Source organism: Terrimesophilobacter mesophilus, assembly GCF_014200375.1.
Classification (GTDB): domain Bacteria; phylum Actinomycetota; class Actinomycetes; order Actinomycetales; family Microbacteriaceae; genus Terrimesophilobacter; species Terrimesophilobacter mesophilus.
In genome coordinates this window covers 1,916,757-1,934,336 of the sequence record NZ_JACHBP010000001.1, presented here as the reverse complement: position 1 = coordinate 1,934,336, position 17,580 = coordinate 1,916,757, and the positions used below count along the sequence as shown (strand labels likewise).

Annotated in this window: 16 protein-coding genes; 7 read left to right on the top strand and 9 right to left on the bottom strand. The window is 56.8% G+C overall.

Annotation, left to right across the window (positions count from 1 at the left end):
- Positions 1–40 precede the first annotated feature (40 nt).
- Entirely contained in the window at positions 41–307 is a 267-nt protein-coding gene (locus BKA04_RS09565; RefSeq protein WP_104096200.1) for a hypothetical protein, read from the bottom strand.
- Here BKA04_RS09565 and BKA04_RS09560 point away from each other — a divergent pair.
- Entirely contained in the window at positions 306–719 is a 414-nt protein-coding gene (locus tag BKA04_RS09560) for a hypothetical protein (protein WP_104096199.1), read from the top strand. The two genes, BKA04_RS09565 and BKA04_RS09560, sit on opposite strands and share 2 nt — an antisense overlap.
- Here the strand turns inward: BKA04_RS09560 and BKA04_RS09555 are convergent.
- Positions 716–1,327 (bottom strand): hypothetical protein, encoded by a 612-nt coding sequence (locus BKA04_RS09555; RefSeq protein ID WP_174719825.1) that lies wholly within the window; start codon positions 1,325–1,327, stop codon positions 716–718. The genes BKA04_RS09560 and BKA04_RS09555 overlap by 4 nt on opposite strands.
- A gap of 138 nt (positions 1,328–1,465) precedes the next feature.
- Here BKA04_RS09555 and BKA04_RS09550 point away from each other — a divergent pair, with 138 nt between their 5' ends.
- Both BKA04_RS09550 and BKA04_RS09545 read left to right on the top strand, forming a co-directional pair.
- Positions 1,466–2,374: an Fpg/Nei family DNA glycosylase gene (locus BKA04_RS09550; protein WP_104096198.1), complete on the top strand. Its 909-nt coding sequence runs from the start codon at positions 1,466–1,468 to the stop codon at positions 2,372–2,374.
- A gap of 120 nt (positions 2,375–2,494) precedes the next feature.
- Positions 2,495–2,743: an SCO4226 family nickel-binding protein gene (locus tag BKA04_RS09545; RefSeq protein ID WP_104096197.1), complete on the top strand. Its 249-nt coding sequence runs from the start codon at positions 2,495–2,497 to the stop codon at positions 2,741–2,743.
- An 83-nt stretch (positions 2,744–2,826) separates the two neighbouring features.
- Here BKA04_RS09545 and BKA04_RS09540 read toward each other — a convergent pair whose 3' ends face one another.
- Complete coding sequence (locus tag BKA04_RS09540; protein ID WP_198413319.1) at positions 2,827–3,300, bottom strand: ATP-dependent zinc protease family protein; 474 nt, start codon at positions 3,298–3,300, stop codon at positions 2,827–2,829.
- 25 nt (positions 3,301–3,325) lie between these two features.
- On the opposite strand from BKA04_RS09540, the gene BKA04_RS09535 reads away from it, so the two are divergent.
- Positions 3,326–4,516 (top strand): RimK family alpha-L-glutamate ligase, encoded by a 1,191-nt coding sequence (locus BKA04_RS09535; protein ID WP_104096196.1) that lies wholly within the window; start codon positions 3,326–3,328, stop codon positions 4,514–4,516.
- Between the two features lie 42 nt (positions 4,517–4,558).
- Here the strand turns inward: BKA04_RS09535 and BKA04_RS09530 are convergent, their stop codons facing one another.
- Positions 4,559–5,344, bottom strand: coding sequence for an isocitrate lyase/PEP mutase family protein (locus tag BKA04_RS09530; RefSeq protein WP_198413318.1), 786 nt, complete (start codon positions 5,342–5,344; stop codon positions 4,559–4,561).
- 27 nt (positions 5,345–5,371) lie between these two features.
- Between BKA04_RS09530 and BKA04_RS09525 the strand changes: the two genes are divergently transcribed.
- The 3 genes from BKA04_RS09525 to BKA04_RS09515 are packed head-to-tail and all read left to right on the top strand — an operon-like array spanning position 5,372 to position 8,931.
- Entirely contained in the window at positions 5,372–5,839 is a 468-nt protein-coding gene (locus BKA04_RS09525) for a helix-turn-helix domain-containing protein (protein ID WP_167309723.1), read from the top strand.
- A 47-nt stretch (positions 5,840–5,886) separates the two neighbouring features.
- Positions 5,887–6,729, top strand: coding sequence for a glycosyltransferase family 32 protein (locus tag BKA04_RS09520; protein WP_134542285.1), 843 nt, complete (start codon positions 5,887–5,889; stop codon positions 6,727–6,729).
- A 36-nt stretch (positions 6,730–6,765) separates the two neighbouring features.
- Positions 6,766–8,931 (top strand): family 16 glycosylhydrolase, encoded by a 2,166-nt coding sequence (locus tag BKA04_RS09515; RefSeq protein ID WP_104096195.1) that lies wholly within the window; start codon positions 6,766–6,768, stop codon positions 8,929–8,931.
- Between the two features lie 23 nt (positions 8,932–8,954).
- Here the strand turns inward: BKA04_RS09515 and BKA04_RS09510 are convergent, their stop codons facing one another.
- The 5 genes from BKA04_RS09510 to BKA04_RS09490 are packed head-to-tail and all read right to left on the bottom strand — an operon-like array spanning position 8,955 to position 17,580.
- Complete coding sequence (locus BKA04_RS09510) at positions 8,955–10,592, bottom strand: UvrD-helicase domain-containing protein (RefSeq protein ID WP_104096194.1); 1,638 nt, start codon at positions 10,590–10,592, stop codon at positions 8,955–8,957.
- The gene (locus BKA04_RS09505; RefSeq protein WP_167309721.1) at positions 10,568–12,565 is read right to left on the bottom strand and encodes an ATP-dependent nuclease; all 1,998 of its coding nucleotides are present in this window, start codon (positions 12,563–12,565) and stop codon (positions 10,568–10,570) included. Before BKA04_RS09505 ends, BKA04_RS09510 begins: the two co-directional genes overlap by 25 nt.
- Entirely contained in the window at positions 12,562–13,287 is a 726-nt protein-coding gene (locus tag BKA04_RS09500; RefSeq protein ID WP_104096192.1) for a M48 family metallopeptidase, read from the bottom strand. The genes BKA04_RS09505 and BKA04_RS09500 overlap by 4 nt, the downstream gene beginning before the upstream one ends.
- Positions 13,274–16,357, bottom strand: a complete 3,084-nt coding sequence (locus tag BKA04_RS09495) for a type I restriction endonuclease subunit R (protein WP_104096191.1) — start codon at positions 16,355–16,357, stop codon at positions 13,274–13,276. The genes BKA04_RS09500 and BKA04_RS09495 overlap by 14 nt, the downstream gene beginning before the upstream one ends.
- Complete coding sequence (locus BKA04_RS09490) at positions 16,354–17,580, bottom strand: restriction endonuclease subunit S (protein ID WP_104096190.1); 1,227 nt, start codon at positions 17,578–17,580, stop codon at positions 16,354–16,356. The genes BKA04_RS09495 and BKA04_RS09490 overlap by 4 nt, the downstream gene beginning before the upstream one ends.

Here is a 17,580-nt window from a genome sequence, read left to right as displayed (position 1 = left end):
GTAGTGGCGCGTCCAGTGGGCGAGCGTCGTACTGAACGGTTTAGAGCGGGCCGTGCACCCCCAGTGCGACGTAGAGCCCGGCGCCCACCATGACGGCAGCACCGAGCGCGACGAGCACCCAGCCCCACGGGGCAACGCGCACCGCAACGATCGCTCCGACCACTGCCACGACGAAGCCGACCCCCGCGGGGTACAGCGGCCCGAAGGTCGACCCGAACAGACCCAGCAGCAGTCCGACGACCGCAACGAGCACCAGGACGACGACACTCGAGACGGTCGGATGCCTCGGGTGCTCTTCCAGGGCCATGACACCACCATACGGTCGCCAGGGGCTCGACGTGGTGTGCCGCGACCTTCCGGCCCTCAGCATCCGCGAGTTCCTCAGGGAGCGGTCGGTGCGGGAGTGGCAGCCGCCGCCATCGCACGAAGGCGTGGTGGGCGACGTACTTCACCCCCTCGACGAGGTCCACGAAGTAGCTGGGGTGCTCCTCGCGGGCTCTCCTGACGGTGGGCACGGCGAGCGTCGCCAGCAGGACGATCCCGATCGCGGCGGTCACGACATCCACGAAGAAGATCGAGACGATGGATGCCATGGCGTACAGCGCGCCGCCCAAGAGGGAGATCGTCTGGCTCGTGAGGAACACGACGACGTCGCGCTTCCCATGCGGGCGATCCTCGGCGGCCCGGTTCTCGCCGTCTCCGGGGATCAGCGGCTCTAACTGCGAGGAGCCGCCGCGCGCACCACATCGATCTTGTACGTCGTCTCCGTGACATCGGTCACCGTGATGGCGGCGTCGTAGACCGCACCCTCCGGGTGAGTCGCCGAGCAGTCGAACACCGCGCCGAGGAAGACGTCGAGATCGCTGTCACCGCAGTCGACCTCGAAATACGGCGGCGCCTCCTTGAAGAGTGCATCCGCTGCGAGCTTGCTCACGGACGCGGCCGCGATCGAGTGCCGGATTCCTTCGGCCGCCGGCTCTTCCACGTCGGGAGCCGGGACGGAGCCGGCGCGCGGCTCGTCGGCGACGGTGACGTTCACCTGGTACTTGGTCCCCTCCACGTCATCGATCACGACCTTGGCGTCGTACTCGATCGATGTTGCGGGATCGGTCAGCACGCAGGCGACCTCGGTTCCGTTCACGAGGTCGACATCCTCGTCACCGCAGTCGATGGCCGGGCGGGAACCGACCTCGGCCTCGAGAGCATCCTCGGCCACCGTGGCCACGGACTCCGGCGGCACGGTGAGGTTCGCGGTGAATGTGCATCCGCTGAGCAGAAGCGCGAAGGCTGCGAAGGCGAAAACGGGCGCGAGTCGTCGTGTGGTCAAGATTTCCCCCTGAATGCAATTGAATTCCCCAGAAACTATCAGCTTTCCGGCGATGCGATGGCCACGCCGGGTTTCCACCGGAGCGGGCGCGTCCACAGCGCGATGGACGCACGACCGTGACCGGGGCACACTGGTGGGATGCCGGAGCTGCCCGAGGTGCACGCCCTCGTGACGGATCTGCGCTCTCACCTGCTCGGGCGGGTCGTCGATCGTCTGGAGATCGTCGCGTTCGCGGCGCTCAAGACGTTCGACCCTCCAGTCTCGGCGCTCTCAGGCCGCACGGTCGGGGACGTGGCGAGGCGCGGCAAGTTCCTCGATCTCACACTCGAGCGCGAGGACGAGCGTGACCTTCACCTCATCCTTCATCTCGCCAGGGCCGGGTGGATCCGCTGGCGCGACTCAGCCCCGCAGCGCTCCGGCCGCCCCGGCAGGAATCCACTCGCCGCGCGTCTCGTGCTCGACGACGGCACTGGCCACGACGGCACGGCCCTGGCGAAGGGCTCAGGATTCGACGTCACCGAGGCGGGGACCAGGAAGAGTCTCGCCATTCACATCGTGCACTCCCCGCTCGACATTCCCGGCATCGCGCGACTCGGCCCGGATCCCCTCGACCAAGGCTTCACGCTCGATCAGTTTCAGCGCATTCTCGAGGCCGGCGGACGCAAGCAGATCAAGGGACTCCTGCGCGACCAGAGCGTCATCGGCGGGATCGGCAACGCCTACTCCGACGAGATCCTGCACGCGGCGAAGATGTCCCCGTTCAAGCCGGCCGCCATGTCCCCGGATGACGCGGCCAGACTGTTCGACGCGATGCAGGCGACCCTGCGCGGTGCGATCGAACGCGCGGACGGGCTCGCGGCATCCGAGCTCAAACACGAGAAGAAGTCCGGCCTGCACGTGCATGGGCGCACCGGCGAGCCCTGCCCGGTGTGCGGGGACACCGTGCGCCAGGTGATCTATACCGACTCGACGTTCCAGTACTGCCCGACCTGCCAGACCGGCGGCAGGCCGCTCGCCGACCGGGTGCTGTCCCGGCTGCTCAAGTAACGATCTCAGGCCGCCTGTCTCGGACGGCCCGCGAGCCGGCGACGCGAGTTTTCCCTCACGGGTTACGGAGTGGGCCCCCGGAGGCTACTCTGTTCCCACTATGCACGAAAGGAGTTTTACATGGCACAGTTCATGGACGTTCACGACGGCTTCGTCGGAGTGACGAAGGAACAACTCGCTGAAGCGCATGCCGCCGACCTCGCCATCGAGGGCGACGAAGGTGTCCACTTCGAGCGCGCGTGGCTCGACCCGGACTCCGGCAAGGTATTTTGTCTCTCGAGCGGCCCGTCGAAGGAAGCGATCATGCGCATCCACGAGAGGGCGGGTCACCCGACCGACCAGGTATACGAACTACCGATCGAAGTGTGAAGCGGGGGCGCGCCGGCACGTCCGACGCGCCCTCTCCTGCACGAACCGCTGCACGCGAGCTGAAGCCCGATCGGCTCCGGTTCCTACGCGCGGTCGCGGTTGCGGCGCCGAACGAGTTTCGGCGCCCGGCCCGTGATGAACGATTTGTGCGGGTTCACGAGGAATCCCTGGCGCAGTGCCTCGCGGCCGATCAGCATCCGGAAATCCATCTGATCCCGCTCGGTGAGCGTCGTTTCCGCGGCGACCCGGCGACCACCGATCTCGACATCCAGGAGCACCACGATGCGATCCTCCGAGTGGCCGGATGAGCTGCGCACCCTGCGGCGATCGTGCACCGGGCACTCCACGTCGACGATGTCTTCGAGCGACCGCTGCCACGGCCGGACTTTGAAGCGAACCCGCTCGCCATCCGACGTCTCCTCGATGTCGTAGGCGTGCAGGGCGGAACTTCGTGCGCCGGTGTCGAGCTTGGCCTTGATCCAGGGGATTCCGATCCCGGGAAGGCTCACCCATTCGCGCCATCCCACGATGGTGCTTGAATGGTGTTCCGCGTTCACCACACCATCTTGGCAGGGGCACACCGTGAAACTGGCAATTCTCTCGCGAGCGCCACAGGCCTATTCGACGCAGCGGCTGCGCACGGCGGCGGCCCAGCGCGGCCATAAGGTCAAGGTCCTCAATACACTGCGCTTCGCAATCGACCTCTCGGGAGCGGAACCGGACCTCCAATATCGCGGCAAGCTCCTCTCCGACTACGATGCGATCCTGCCGCGCATCGGCAATTCGATCACCTACTTCGGCACGGCCGTCGTCCGCCAGTTCGAGCAAATGGATGTCTACACGCCGAACACCGCGAACGGGATCACGAACTCGCGAGACAAGCTGCGGGCGACGCAGATCCTGTCGCGGCACAACATCGGAATGCCGGCGACGACGTTCGTCCACAATCGCGGCGACGTGCGGGGCGCCATCGAGAAGGTCGGCGGCGCACCCGTGGTGATCAAGCTCCTGGAGGGCACGCAGGGGATCGGCGTGATCCTCGCCCCGGAGGTGAAGGTCGCCGAGGCGATCATCGAGACCCTCCACTCCACGAAGCAGAACGTCCTGATCCAGAGGTTCATCGCCGAGAGCCGCGGGAAGGACATCCGCGCCCTTGTCGTCGGAGACCGGGTCGTGGCGGCCATGCGCAGGGTGGCGGTGGGCGACGAGTTCAGGTCGAACGTGCACCGTGGAGGTACCGTGGAGCCCGTCGAGCTGACCCAGGAGTTCGAACAGGCCGCAGTCCGATCTGCTCAGATCATGGGATTGCGGGTCGCCGGCGTCGACATGCTCGAGGGCGCCGACGGTCCCCTCGTCATGGAGGTCAACTCGTCCCCCGGGCTTGAGGGGATCGAGCGCGCGACGGGACTGGATGTCGCCGGCGCGATCATCGATTACATCGGCAACCAGGTCGCGTTCCCGGAAATCGATGTCCGGCAGCGCCTGAGCCTTTCGACGGGGTACGGGGTGGCAGAACTCGTCGTGCACGCGGGAGCCGAGCTGGTCGGGAAGACCATGCGCGAGGCCGGGCTGTGGGAGCGCGACATCACGACCTTGACCTTGCATCGGGGCACGAGCGTCATCGCGAATCCCAAGAAGGATGTCGTCCTGGAGGCGGGCGATCGGCTGCTGTGCTTCGGCAAACTCGAGGAGATGCGTTCGATGATCCCGGAGCGCCGTCGACGTCGCGCACGGGTGCGCAAGTTGCCGAAGGAGACCGAGACGGGCACGTAGACCGCCGCGATTTCGGGCCGCGACAACGGGCAGTGAACCCGATCAGCCGACGATGCCGCGGCTGAACGCCACGAGGCGCGACTGCATCTCCCAGTAGGGGGTGGCGGTCACCGCCGGTTTGCCGTCACGGAGGGCGACGACCGAGTACACTGCGGCGTCCACGGCCGCACGGTATGGCAGGGAACCCGAGCTCACGCGCCGGACTCCGAACTCGCCCAGTTGAGCGACGGTGAGTGAAGGATGCGCCAGCACGTTGAGCGGCAATCCGATCCCTGAGGCGATGGTCCGGATGTCTGCAGCCTCCGTCAGGCCAGGGACGAAGATGCCGTCCGCGCCGGCATCCGCATAGATCCTGGCACGCAGCAGCACGGCATCCGCCGTGGCGTCCTCCCCGAACCACAGGTTGTCGACCCTGGCATTGACGAACACCCCAGGACTCTCCCGCCGGACTGCGGCGATCTTCGCGGCCAGGACGGCCGGGTCGGCGAGATGACCGTCCTTGCTGTCCTCCAGGTTGACCCCCGCGACGCCCATGGCCACCAGCTCGGCGACGAACGCGGAAACCTCGGCAGGATCGTCCGAATAGCCTTCCTCGATGTCCGCGGTGACATGTACCGGGAGCCCGCACAACTGCGCCGCGAGCATCGCCGTCGGCTGCTTGCTCGAGCGACCGCCGTCAGGCAATCCGGCACTGGCAGAGATGCCGAAACTCGTGGTGCCGATGGCGAGGAAACCCGCCGAAGCAAACGCAATACCGGAGCCGAGATCCCAGGCATTGGGCAGAACCAGTGGCCCATCAGACTCATGCAGTTCTCGAAACGATTTCACGTCGATTCCCAACCCGCGTCTTCTCCCGTGGTGGATCTGTCCACTGCTGACGCAGATAAATGGGTCTCCCTGTTGAAACTACTCCACGGGTCAATAAAGCCGCAGTCTGCGCCTGATTATGAAGGAGTAGCGCTAATTCGCCAACGGCAACGACGGCTGACCACGGCAGAGGCCGAGCGCATGATCGAGCGCTACAAGGACGGTGTGATGGTTCACGAACTCGCGGCAGAGTTCGGCTGCCATAGAACCACGATCACAGAACGTCTAAAGTCGGCGGGTGTAAAGATACGGCTTCGGGCCGCAACCACCAAACAGGTCAATGACATGATCCGACTCTACGAATCGGGGCTATCCATGGAGAAGGTGGCCGACGAAGTAGGTATCTCGGCGCGCACTGTGTTCAACTACCTCAAACAACGGGGCGTTGCGACAAGAGATGCTCATGGAAGAAAGCGACCTTCGATGCAGCCCCATGAGAGGAAACAAGAGGGATAGCGGGAGATTGACGGGAATCATGATTGCTCCCATACTCATGGTTAGATATGACGCTCACTCATGAACAGCCAGAAATGACACCTTCAGAAGTCGCTGATGACCACAAATTGAGATCGCAGTTTATGCAACGACTCATCGCCGACGCTGAACATAGTTTATGTACAGGCGACGCCCCAACCCCGCCGCGCGTTTTAGTTCAATTTTGGGATGATGCGGACTCTGTGCCTTCAGATGTTCAGGCGTGCCTAGATAGCTGGACTCCCTTAGAGAGTTCCGGATTCAAACGCCTATTGTTCGACGACCTAAGTGCAGCGCAATTCATCAAAAAGAACTTCGGTGTTCGACATGTTCGTGCATTCGAGAGGTGCAGTCATCCGGCCATGCGCGCAGATTATTTCCGGCTGTGCTTCATCATGAAAGTAGGTGGCGTCTACATCGACGCAGACGACAGCTATCAAGGAGGCCGCATCGAGGAACTGATATCCGATAGCTGTCTTAAAATTCAACCCCTTTGCTATGACCTGGCGACCGGCTCCATGGTCGACCCAGTGAGTTCGGCCAAAACGAAAGACAGTGAAGGACGGATCTTCTATGTCAATAACAACCCGCTCATTGCGCCACCCGGCCACCCAGTGATTGAGCGGGCACTGGAGAGCGCGACGTCGCAATTGCTCTCATCCGACAAGAACAGCCGAGACATTCAGTCTCTGACTGGACCCGGAAACTTGACGATGTGTCTTGTGCTTCATGCCCTCGGGGCGCGCCAGGCCAACTCAAAATTCGACTTCAAGCTGATTCCAGATTGGAACTCTTTCGCGACAACTGAATGGCCACTCGCGTATCGCTCTGATCATCGCAACTGGAGACATTGGGTACGCGGTTATGAATAGATCGACGCTAAAACGGAACAACAGGTTGTCTCGTTCATGAATACGCTCTCATTTGGCGACTTCAGGGAACGTTTCGCTCACCGACTTCGACTCCGTATGCGGAAACTAGACCTACGCCGACATGCCACGGTGTTCTCACGCGGCCATCAGCCGGACGCTTTGCAACGGATCTATGTAATTAATCTCGACCGCAAACCTGATCGATGGCGTTGGCTTCGTCGCGAACTGGATCGGTTCTACGAGCGGCATGGTGAGCGACTATCGACAATCGTCCGAAGATTCTCAGCCATCGACGCAAGACACATGGAATCTCCGCTTGATCTTTCGATATTAATTCCGACGTTCACACTCGCCGACCAGCTCACCGTGAACCCCAATCCACTCCTGAAAATCGATAGTGAAACTCGTGCGCACAAAATCACAATGACACGTCAGGAAATAGCGATAGCGCTATCCCATATTGAAGTCTGGAGGCTAATCGCAGATGGAGACGTTCCAAGCGCGCTCGTGCTCGAGGACGACGTATTCATGGCTCCTGGCTTTGCCCGTGAGCTGCAGGCGACATGGTCGGGGCTACCGCAGGACGCAGCAAAGAAGCCCGAATTCGACCTCCTATACCTTGCGTTCAAAGACGTATCTGACTTGACCTCACCACGCGACCAAAAACCTATTCAGCGGCTTAAAGCAGGAATATGGGAAGCATCCGGGTATGTACTCACACGAGATGGAGCGCGGAAACTACTTGAACGGCTCCCTGCTTTTGGGCCGATCGATCTCTGGCTGAACTTTCAATTCTCCAGCCTTAAAGTATTCACCGCAGCGCGGCCCATCATTGAGCAACGAATCGACGAACCCTCAACCAATTCTTACTCGGTACTTCCCGTGCTCTCACAGGTAGGGGTCATCACTCGCGAGAAGCCGCTTTTGACGACAGCCAGGAAGATGAAAGGTCCGGTCATTGCTGTCGGAAACAGAGACTCCGGCTTAACCGCGCTCGCAAAGGCACTCTCTATGCTGGGCTATACGTGCTTCAGCGATCACCACTCTCTTCCTTCCGAGGAAATGGCAAAGCTTCTCTCCGGCCAACGCAACAGACTCTTCAACGCCTACGTCAACATAGGATCGTTCAACCCGAAAATACTAGCCACAATCGCCGAGTCGAACCCCGGCGCACTTTTCATTGTCACATCCGACAGCAAAGTTCCATCGTGCACGCGATCTAACCAAGTCTTAGAACTTGGACCAACCATGAAGGATAAGTGGGCCGCATTAAGCAACTTCCTTGAGATCGACTACCCGCCGTTTATGTATCCAGATGACGCGGACATCGGCCAAAGAACCGCGTCCAACAAAAAGGTGATCAACACCGCTCTCGTGGCGACAGACCTCAAGTTCGACGCATCACCCTGGATCTTAAGATCAGAGCGCGGACACTGGAAGGGAATCTCGATGGACGTCGATGCTGCTCTGGACAGCGACACCGCCGTCATCGACTGGATGAAGGAAGGTACGCTAGACGACGCAACTTGGAGGGTCCGAGACGATACATTTCCAAGCAACTTGGCACTGTTTACACACGCAAACTTCAGCGAAAAAGCGGGCCTTGGAGCCGTGCTCACGCTGCGCGAAGAGGAAACACCGGTACGGGAATTCTCATCAGCCGCCATTGCCAGTCGCCAGTCTTACCTTTACGGGTCCTTTAGAGCAGAACTTCGGCCATCAAACGTCCCTGGGCTCATCACGGGGGTTTTCTTGCATAGAAACGGCCCACGCCAGGAGATTGACATCGAGTTTCTAGGTAAGAACACGACAAAGATGCTCGTCAATGTCTATTACAACCCCGGCCCTGACAACACGAAGTTGGAGTACGGATATCGTGGCACCCCAACCGTAATCGACCTCGGCTTCGATGCTGCCGCCGACTTCCACGTATACGAAATCGACTGGAAACCTAACGCCATTAGATGGAAGGTAGACGGCACTGTAATTTACGAGCGTGTGCTCTGGGATCCAACTCCGATCCCTGACCAGCCGCTAGAATTCAACGTGAACCTGTGGCACTCGCGCTCGACCGAGTTCGCCGGTCGCCTTGCTAGGAAGCGCATACCCGCGTCAGTTGAGCTTAGGTCTGTGGAGATCCAGGCCTCGGGGTCGACCAAGCTCAAGCACACGGAAATAGCGACCGAGCGAAACGCTTCGTGAAACAGTCAAATCAGTATGCGAAGTCAGCCAATTTCTCGGACCATATCTTCACCGAAGATTCGCTTAGCCCCATCGACGGCGGACACTCCCATTGGTGAAAGAGCCAGGACTACTAGATTCTTCTTTGCTCGAGAACACGAAACGTAAAATAGGTTGAGCGAGCGTTGATACTGCGTCTTTGACGTATCACCAGCAAGGACACTCTCAAACTTGTATTGATTCCAAAGCCTGTCATCGAGCACAACCAGTACGTCCTCGTACTCTTCACCCTTCACTCCATGATTCGTTGAGAAGGGAGTCTCATTGTTTAAGTATTGCTCGAACTTGATGATCTCTAAATAGGGAATATCCCTCAAGCTCGATAAGAACACAGAGTCACGCTCAGACCGCTCAGGATCTTCAGCTAACTCAATTCGATCCTCTAGAGCCTGAAGGCGACGTGGCTTTCGAAGTAGACCATCTTGCACTACGAAATCCACCACCTCTCCTACTGAAGAATTCTCGCGAAGCTGATTCAACTTGGTCATTTGGTTGACCACAGCGGTCTTGTCGTCATGCTGAAGAATCCGCACACCTGATCGCCCTCGCATCGCCAAGAAGTCTCCAAACCGCTGTGCATCGAACGCTGCTGCGAGCTCTTCGATCGAGGCAAAGAACTCGCCAAACTCATCTTCGCGAGTCATCAAATTGTCGACTCCGAAGCTCGATCGTGCCTGATATGCAGCCAACAGCTGTGGCCACTCTAAACTGTCGGCAATACCACGACGCGTGAGCATTAGTACTTTGGATGACGACTCGCTCCAGCCCTCTCGTACCAACTCTTCCCGGATTTCTGCGACGGCGGCGGCGTCCCCATTCCCGTTTCTCATGTAGACGAATCGAGCAGATCCTTGCGAGTTGTTTCCACCGACAACCTGTTTGAGCTCGGGCCTCAAATGGTTTAGTACTGAGATAACTGATAGCGAGCAGCGAAAATTCTCCACTTTCTGTACGACTTCAAGGTCGTCCCTTTCAACACGACCGACTCCAGTGTTGTATATCTGTTGCATGTAATCTCCGAATAAGCCGACAGTAACTCGGCCCGGATTCTTTGCAAGCACATGGTCAAGAAGAAGGTCAATTGTGCGTGGATTAGTGTCCTGATATTCATCCACGAATATCACTGGGTATCGATCCGCAAGCAACCTTGAAACTTTCGGATACTTTGCGAAGAGCCTTGACGACAAGTCAATTACGTCATCATGTCCAATCTTTCCGCGTTCGTACTTGCGTGGAAATTGCCAGTACTCAATGGGCATACCGGTCAGATTCAGCCCCTCAATCTTCTTTGAGCCAACTGCGGCTGCGTTGAGCTCGACAATTAGATCTCGGAGTTCGGCTTGAAACGGCGCAATCACGGACCATAGGAACTCATGAATTGTTGAAACTCGGACGAGCGGATCTCGATTAATCCGCGACTTAATCTCGTTAGCTGCCACATTGGTATAGGTGACGCAGACAAGCTTCTGGTTAGTTGACAAAAAAGACGACGCTTCATGGGAAAGGAGATATGACAGTGCGTCGACCAACGTGCGCGTCTTACCTGCTCCTGCGCCCGCCTCGACAATGAAACTCTGCTGACGCTTAAGTAGTTCAACTACCTGCTCTGAGGTGCTAGCCATTCCAGTCCCTCCGAGATATATCTGGGTGTAACCCAATTAGGTATCTTGAGTGCGTCAAAGGCAAAGTCAGACTTACTGTCGATTTGTTTCGCTATCTCATACGCTCTCTCACGGATGACTTCAGCGCTGAAACATTCTCCGTTTTCATCGAGAAAAAGTCGACTAGTGGAGAGAGTTTGGCTTGCGGTCGCAAGGGCTTCAGCGTTCGCCAAAATGAACGCCTCTTCAAAACTCCGGCCACATTCAGTCCTGCCGATCTCGGCTATCTGGTAGGCAACCCTCGCCTTCCGATCAAGTTTCGCATCGTCGGAAGCGACGAGAAGGTCCGCAATCGTCGTGCGGCTTGGCAACCAGGTTTTCAATGTCACGTTGCTCGTGATCGCGCCTGTGGTTTTGACCGGGACTTTTGGGTGGTTGCCCTCAGCAGCCACCGAATCAATATCGGTAATAACTAACGTTTGTACATTTATGAACTCAAGCAGTGGACGAAACTTCACTGCGTAAGCTCCGCCAACTTCAATTACCGATACGTACTGATGTGCCAAGTCCGATGCCGAAGCCATGATCATTGCGGGCAAAACTAACCGTTCCGCCGCCCCTTCAATCAACACCACTTTGTCAGCGAAAAACATGTCACATCGATGCAACACCATGTATTGCTCCAAGAACTTAAGTGTCTCTTCATCGGTAGCTTTTAGCTTGGATCGAAAAGCGCTTAGATCTCGAACCTGCAACGTGTCGTCGGATGCATCAAAATATCTAATGCATGTGAAGCCGCTTTCAGCAACTATATGAGACGAGTGCGTGGTCACCACTAGCTGTACATTCCATCCGGGTTTCGACGACAAGTACTCGCGAATATTCTTGATGAATACAGATTGCATCTGCGGGTGCAAATGTGCTTCGGGCTCCTCCACGAAAAGAAGCTGAACGCCGGGAACCGGCTGCCTTTTGTTATATGCCTCAAAGAATGCGATGAACTGGAGAATGATGAAAATGAGTTTGCTATAGCCGAGACCATTGTGCGCCTCAGGCAAGCTTGCATCCGCACCATGCGCGTACATGACCTTTGTACTGCCATTTAGCAGGTCAGCTGCTCGAAACTCAGAAACGACTTTCAAATCTTGAAGGCTAGGCATCCGATTCACCCCGAACTCGCGCAGGTCTCGGAAGACTCCCTCAAAAAGAGTTAAATACTCCCCATCGAGTTGGCGCGCCACATCTGCGAGTGCCAACTCGAGGCTCTCTACCGTGCCGTCAGTGTCACTGATTGCACGGTAGTAGGACTCAAACCCACGTGAAAGCCCATGCCCATTATCGAGCGAAGTGTCGTCGAAAAGGTTCTGTGCGTAGACAAAGTTACAGAATGCCGCGTCTCTAACTTGAGCACGTGATACTTCTCGAACGTTTGAGAAGTCATTTTTATCCAAGGCAACATAGGCGATTTCAAAATGAGAACCTAATCGTCTTCGCAGGAACTCAACGAGATCCAAACCGGAATCAGCGTTAACGATGGCGAACGCACGAAGCATCTCAAGAGGTCTCGCCGCCTGAAATCGGCACGATACGAGAGCATCATGCCGCTCAGGGTCCAAATCCATAATTAGGTCCGCGAGAGGAGCCAACGAATCTACTTCGTCATACTCAAACTCTACATCCAGTCGAATCGCAGGAATTGCGTCGATCGCCTCACCCTCAAGACGATCGGCCTCGGCAGCATCACCCGCATTGCGCTTGCTTTGTGACTCTAACCAAAGCTCTCCAGCAATACGCAGTTTCAATAACAATTCGAGATTGAAGTCGTCCAGCGTAAACGTATTACTGTCGGTTCCCACGAACTTGTAAAAGGCTTCGACAAGCGAGGTCTTTCCGGAGTTGTTGCGGCCAACCACGATTGTCACATCCGGATCAAGATGCACGACCGCATCTTTTAATAGTCGGAAACCATGGATAGTAGCAACTGAGATCTTCACGAACGCCATTCCTCTTCTGCCAACGGGGCACCATTTAGTTCATCCCGCGTTGCGCGCCAGTTCGGCAGATATTTGTCCATCAGCTCAACGAACCGGTCATTGTGTGTTCGCTCATAGAAATGAGTCATTTCGTGCACGACGATGTACTCAAGGCAGCCTGGATGCTTCTTCGCAAGTTCGATATTGAACCAGAGTTTTGCTGAGTCCGGGTTGCATGATCCCCATTTGGTTTTCATGCGACGGACAGTCCAGCCATTCACCTTCTGGCCGATGATTGGCTCCCATTTCTCGATTAACGGTGGGATGGCTTCTTTGATCTGCTTGCGATACCAAGCTTCGAGAAGCTTCCTACGATGCGCAGATTCTGACCCACTAGGTAGAGACAGTTGGAGCTTCGATCCGACAATGTCAACATGCGCTCGACCATTGGCTTCGATCAATTTGAAACGAAGTCGTTGTCCCCAGACGTAATGCGATTCACCGGTCACCATCTCACGTTCAGACTGACGCTCGGCATCCCTAAGCTGTTGGCGTTGCTTCTTGATCCAAGGCAGGCGCTGCACTACAGCGAGTCGAATGGCTTCCTCGTCGAGTCGGTCTGGTGCGGCCACGCGGACGCGACCGATCGGTGGATACACAGAGATGTGCATGTTCTTGATGTTCTTGTAAACCACGTCGACGCCGATACCCGCGACGGTGAGGTATCCGTTAGCGGTACTCATCGCGTGCCCTCACTAGATCGAAGAGTTCCTCGAAGCGGTCGAAGCCCTCCGGAAGTACCTTCTTGATCGCGTTGGCCACGATCTTCTCTTTCATCTTGTTACCAACCCAGTCATGGGGCTTTGCCACACCGATCACCGCGTCCAATTGGATTGCGATATTGTCATCGGCCCAGCCGAAGTCGATGAGAGCTCTCTGCGCCCCGTTCTTTGCCCAGTCTGGGTAGACGGTGTCTGATTCCTTTTTGCCGACCTTTGTCGCAAGGGCGATCAAGTCCTCAAGATACTTCTTATAGTCAATTGCCTCTTGGCGGCGTTGCTCGATGAGCGCGTCAAGGAGTGAGGACATAGTCTCGTAATACTTCGGGTTCATCGCACGCTCGTCGACGATGGTCTTACGCACGTTGTTCACAATCGTTTCGGCGACCGCGTCCTTGTTTTTCTTGATGCCGGGAGGAAGCGCGTCGATCGCACCTGCACCGCGTTGCACGATCAAATCAACCAGACCGGTGTCTTCAAACTCGGCGACTACTTCGGAGCTACCTGCCTGAATGTAGGTATCGAGCAGGAAGCGCATTCCTGCCTCAAATTGTTTGAAGTCGACATTCTCATTTGCACCGAGCTTGACCTCGTCGCGCACTGCCACGTAATGGGCGACTTCCTTCTTGATCGACGCGGCCTGGGCAGTCGAATAGCCTGCGGCGTCCATATCGTTAGCGAGCACAGCGTAAGCCCGTACGAGTCCGCTTACCGACTTGTATAGTTCCACGCGTTTTGGCTCATTGGCCTTCAACTGTTCGGCGTTACCCGCCTCGGCTGCACAGAAATAATGTTGGTATTGCAGCGTTTCTTTCGGCGGAGCAACAGGTTCACATAAGGCGCGAATTCGCTCAAGCGCCTCATCGAGATCCTTGCGTTCCTGCTCGCTACGGTTCTTAAGCAGACCCTCGATGTCTTTCTTCTCGTAGCCGTCGAGCGCGCCAGATGTGTAGTCGGTAATGGCATCTTCGAGCGAGTTGAAGAGGTCTTGGTAGTCGACAATGTAGCCGTATTCCTTGTCGTCTCCATCGAGGCGGTTGACTCGGCAGATCGCTTGAAAGAGACCGTGGTCGCGCATCGTCTTGTCGATATAGAGGTAGGTCGCTGAGGGCGCATCGAATCCGGTCAACAGTTTGTCAACCACAATCAGTAGGCGCATCTGGCCAGGTTCTTCGATGAAGCGGCGCTTAACGTCCTTTTCGAACTGCTCGATTCTGAGCACTGCTTGATCAGCTGGTTCATCGAAATAGTCCGCGAGCATCTGCCGGTAGATTTCGTACTGGCGTAGCTTCTCGGTTGCGCCGTGGCCGCCATCCTCTTTGGAAATGTCGCCGGCCATCGGCACGTAGCTTGTGACGATCGCAACCTTGCCTTTGAATCCAGCCTGGACGAACATTTCATAAAACTTGCATGCCTGGTAGATGCTTGAACCGACAAGCATCGCGTTGCCACGCCTGTCCATTAGGCGTGGACGAAGTTCCATGTCAAGCAGAATGTCCTGCACGATTCGCTTCGATCGAGGTTCAGCGCTAACCACCTTCTGCATGGTGCCCCAGCGCTTCTTCAGCTCGGCTTTGGTCAGGTCCGTCATGCCTTTAGTTTTGGCTTCAAACCATTTATCAACCTGATCGTGGCTGGTCAGTTCCTGATCAATATTTCGTGCCTCATAGCGCAGATCGAGTACGACACCGTCCTCGACAGCTTCGTCGAACTTGTATGTGTGGATGAAGCTACCGAACGTCTCGATACTTGTGGTTTTGTCGGCCTTCAATAGTGGCGTTCCAGTGAAACCAATGAACATGGCTCCTGGAAGAAGCCTCTTCATTGCTGTGTGCATCTTGCCCGACTGGGTGCGATGCGCCTCATCGACAAAGACGAAGAAGTTGCCCTTCGCGCTGAACCCGGCAGGGATTCTGGAGTTCAGTTCAGCGAGGAATGAGTCTTGCGCCTCGTCGCGCTCTCGATCATCATCACCACGGAACTTATGCACAAGAGAAGCGATCAATTGCGGCTTGTGATTGTTAAGTGCGGTGATTAGATCCGCACCGCTGGTCGTGCGATAGATCTGCTCGTTGACGCCGCCGAACACCTTCTCGATTTGCTCATCAAGCTCGGTGCGGTCAGTAATAATCAGTACACGCGCTTCCGGCTGGTGTTCCTTGATCCATTTCGCTAACCACACCATCGTCAGACTCTTGCCCGAGCCTTGCGTATGCCAGATGATTCCGCCCTCACGCTTGGCGACGCGTGCTTGGCTCGCCTTCACACCAAAGTATTGGTTGTGCCGGGCGGTTTTCTTGACACCGGCATCGAACACAATGAAGTCATGGATCAGCTCGAGGAACCGATCCTTCGCACACATCTGCATCAGGCCACGATCCAGCGGCTCCTCTACCTCAGAGGGCTCTTTCCACTCCAACCAATACTTTTCCGGCGTCTCGATCACACCGTAGCGAAGACCCTCGACATCATTGCCTGCGAAAAGGAGTTGCACCGAAGTGAAGAATGGGCGAATGAAGTCCTTCTTCTGATTCCCGATGTTCTGACGAACACCCTCGGCGACACTTACCTTGGAACGCTTGAGTTCAATAATGCCGAGCGCGATGCCGTTGACGTAGATCACTACATCAGGACGCTTGGTGTGCTCGCCCTTGACCGACACCTCTTCGGCAACCACGAAATGATTGGCTTCAGGGTTCGACCAGTCCACAAGCCAGACGGTCTCGAATTGCTCGCCGACTCCATGCTTGACCTTCACCCCGTAACGAAGCAGGTCATATACCTCACGGTTAGCCTCATAGAGCGTGCGTCCGCCACCAAGAGATGCTGCCTTCTTGAGTTCGGCAACCGCTTTGTATACAAGGACAGAATCGTAGGCACGGGCAAGGAGGTTCTGCGTCAGCAGTTCGACTTCGACGTGCGAGTTGTCTTCGCGGTATTCCCAGCTGCCCGCGTAGTCATAGCCAAGCTGGTCGCGGAAAAGCCCAACGACCCGGTCCTGAGTCTTGCGCTCGATCTGGCCGACGACACTCATGCTGTTACCTCCGCTGGCATCAAGCGAGTCCGGCCGGTTAGGAGTGCTTGCATCATGCCTTGTTTGATGTTTTGCGTTACAACCAACCGTGACTTCAACGCACCTATCTCCGCATCGGCATCGTCCAAAGTTCGCCCGATATCGACCTGCTCTTCGAGGGGCGGAAGTTCGATGTTCAGTTGACGCACGTCTTTGCTAGACACCGCTGGATAGTTGGAACCAGCGATAATCTTCCCGATCTGAACGGATACGACATCGCTGAGTACCCAATGCGACAAAAATGATGGATCGGTCAAGTTCGGGATGCTCCTAAGCACCGCAAACCCCGTAGAAGCAACGGGCCGCGCAAAGCCGCCTTGATAACGAGCATGGGATTGGAGATTCGGCCGTACGGTCCCGAAGAGCACATCGTCTTGAGTTAGCGCTCGCCTCGCACGTGAAGGGGCGTCACCAAACCGGTAACGCGTGCTACCAAGCACACTTCCCTTACTGACATCCTCAAGCGAGATGTAATCAATCTGAGCACTCGCCGCAACAGTCGCCGGACTAAGTGATTCAGGGTCAACGACGCACACCGACCCGATACGATCCGAGCGCCAGGTCCCGAAGTGTCGAGGAAGCCGTATGTTACCGGTAAGGAGCTGCTGCATCATACCTTGCTTGATCGCCTGCTTCTTCGCGATCAATCGCTCCAATGCGGCGACAAGGTCGTCAGCGTCGGAGAGCACATCCGCTATAGCCACCTGTTCTCGCCTTTTGGGCAGTACGAGTGGGCATTTCTTGATCGGGCCGTTGAGCAGGTGTGTTTGCTGCACACCATCGTCAAACGCCATGAAATAGGGGTTTCGATTTAAGATGTACTTCAGGTAACGGGCGTCGTGAGCACTCGTCCGAAAGATGCATACTCGTTGATTGACTGCATATGTGTTGTCTGTATCCACGAGAAAGCACTTCGCGAGCGCACGGCCATTCGGTAGATCACTCATCACCATGAGCACGTCACCCTTACGAGCAGGCGCCAGGTTTACAGTGCAGTGCTTTCTTACTGCACCATTCGTGGAAATGAACTTCGAGTTGACTACAACAAAGCTCCCATTCGGAGAAACGTAAGGCTCGTGCGCCTTCCCGCTGATGAACTGGAGCGTCTCACCCAAAGGTCGTATATCCCAGTCTGCTGGGATTAATCCGGCGGCCGTCCGGCTGGCACTCGTGGCTATCGCCAT

Coding starts and splice junctions, on each gene's coding strand:
- BKA04_RS09560 (WP_104096199.1), top strand. CDS start 306: ATGACACCACCATACGGTCGCCAGGGGCTCGACGTGGTGTGCCGCGAC.
- BKA04_RS09510 (WP_104096194.1), bottom strand. CDS start 10,592: ATGGCTAGCACCTCAGAGCAGGTAGTTGAACTACTTAAGCGTCAGCAG.
- BKA04_RS09490 (WP_104096190.1), bottom strand. CDS start 17,580: ATGGCGATAGCCACGAGTGCCAGCCGGACGGCCGCCGGATTAATCCCA.
- BKA04_RS09495 (WP_104096191.1), bottom strand. CDS start 16,357: ATGAGTGTCGTCGGCCAGATCGAGCGCAAGACTCAGGACCGGGTCGTT.
- BKA04_RS09550 (WP_104096198.1), top strand. CDS start 1,466: ATGCCGGAGCTGCCCGAGGTGCACGCCCTCGTGACGGATCTGCGCTCT.
- BKA04_RS09500 (WP_104096192.1), bottom strand. CDS start 13,287: ATGAGTACCGCTAACGGATACCTCACCGTCGCGGGTATCGGCGTCGAC.
- BKA04_RS09515 (WP_104096195.1), top strand. CDS start 6,766: ATGAATACGCTCTCATTTGGCGACTTCAGGGAACGTTTCGCTCACCGA.
- BKA04_RS09520 (WP_134542285.1), top strand. CDS start 5,887: ATGACGCTCACTCATGAACAGCCAGAAATGACACCTTCAGAAGTCGCT.
- BKA04_RS09545 (WP_104096197.1), top strand. CDS start 2,495: ATGGCACAGTTCATGGACGTTCACGACGGCTTCGTCGGAGTGACGAAG.
- BKA04_RS09565 (WP_104096200.1), bottom strand. CDS start 307: ATGGCCCTGGAAGAGCACCCGAGGCATCCGACCGTCTCGAGTGTCGTC.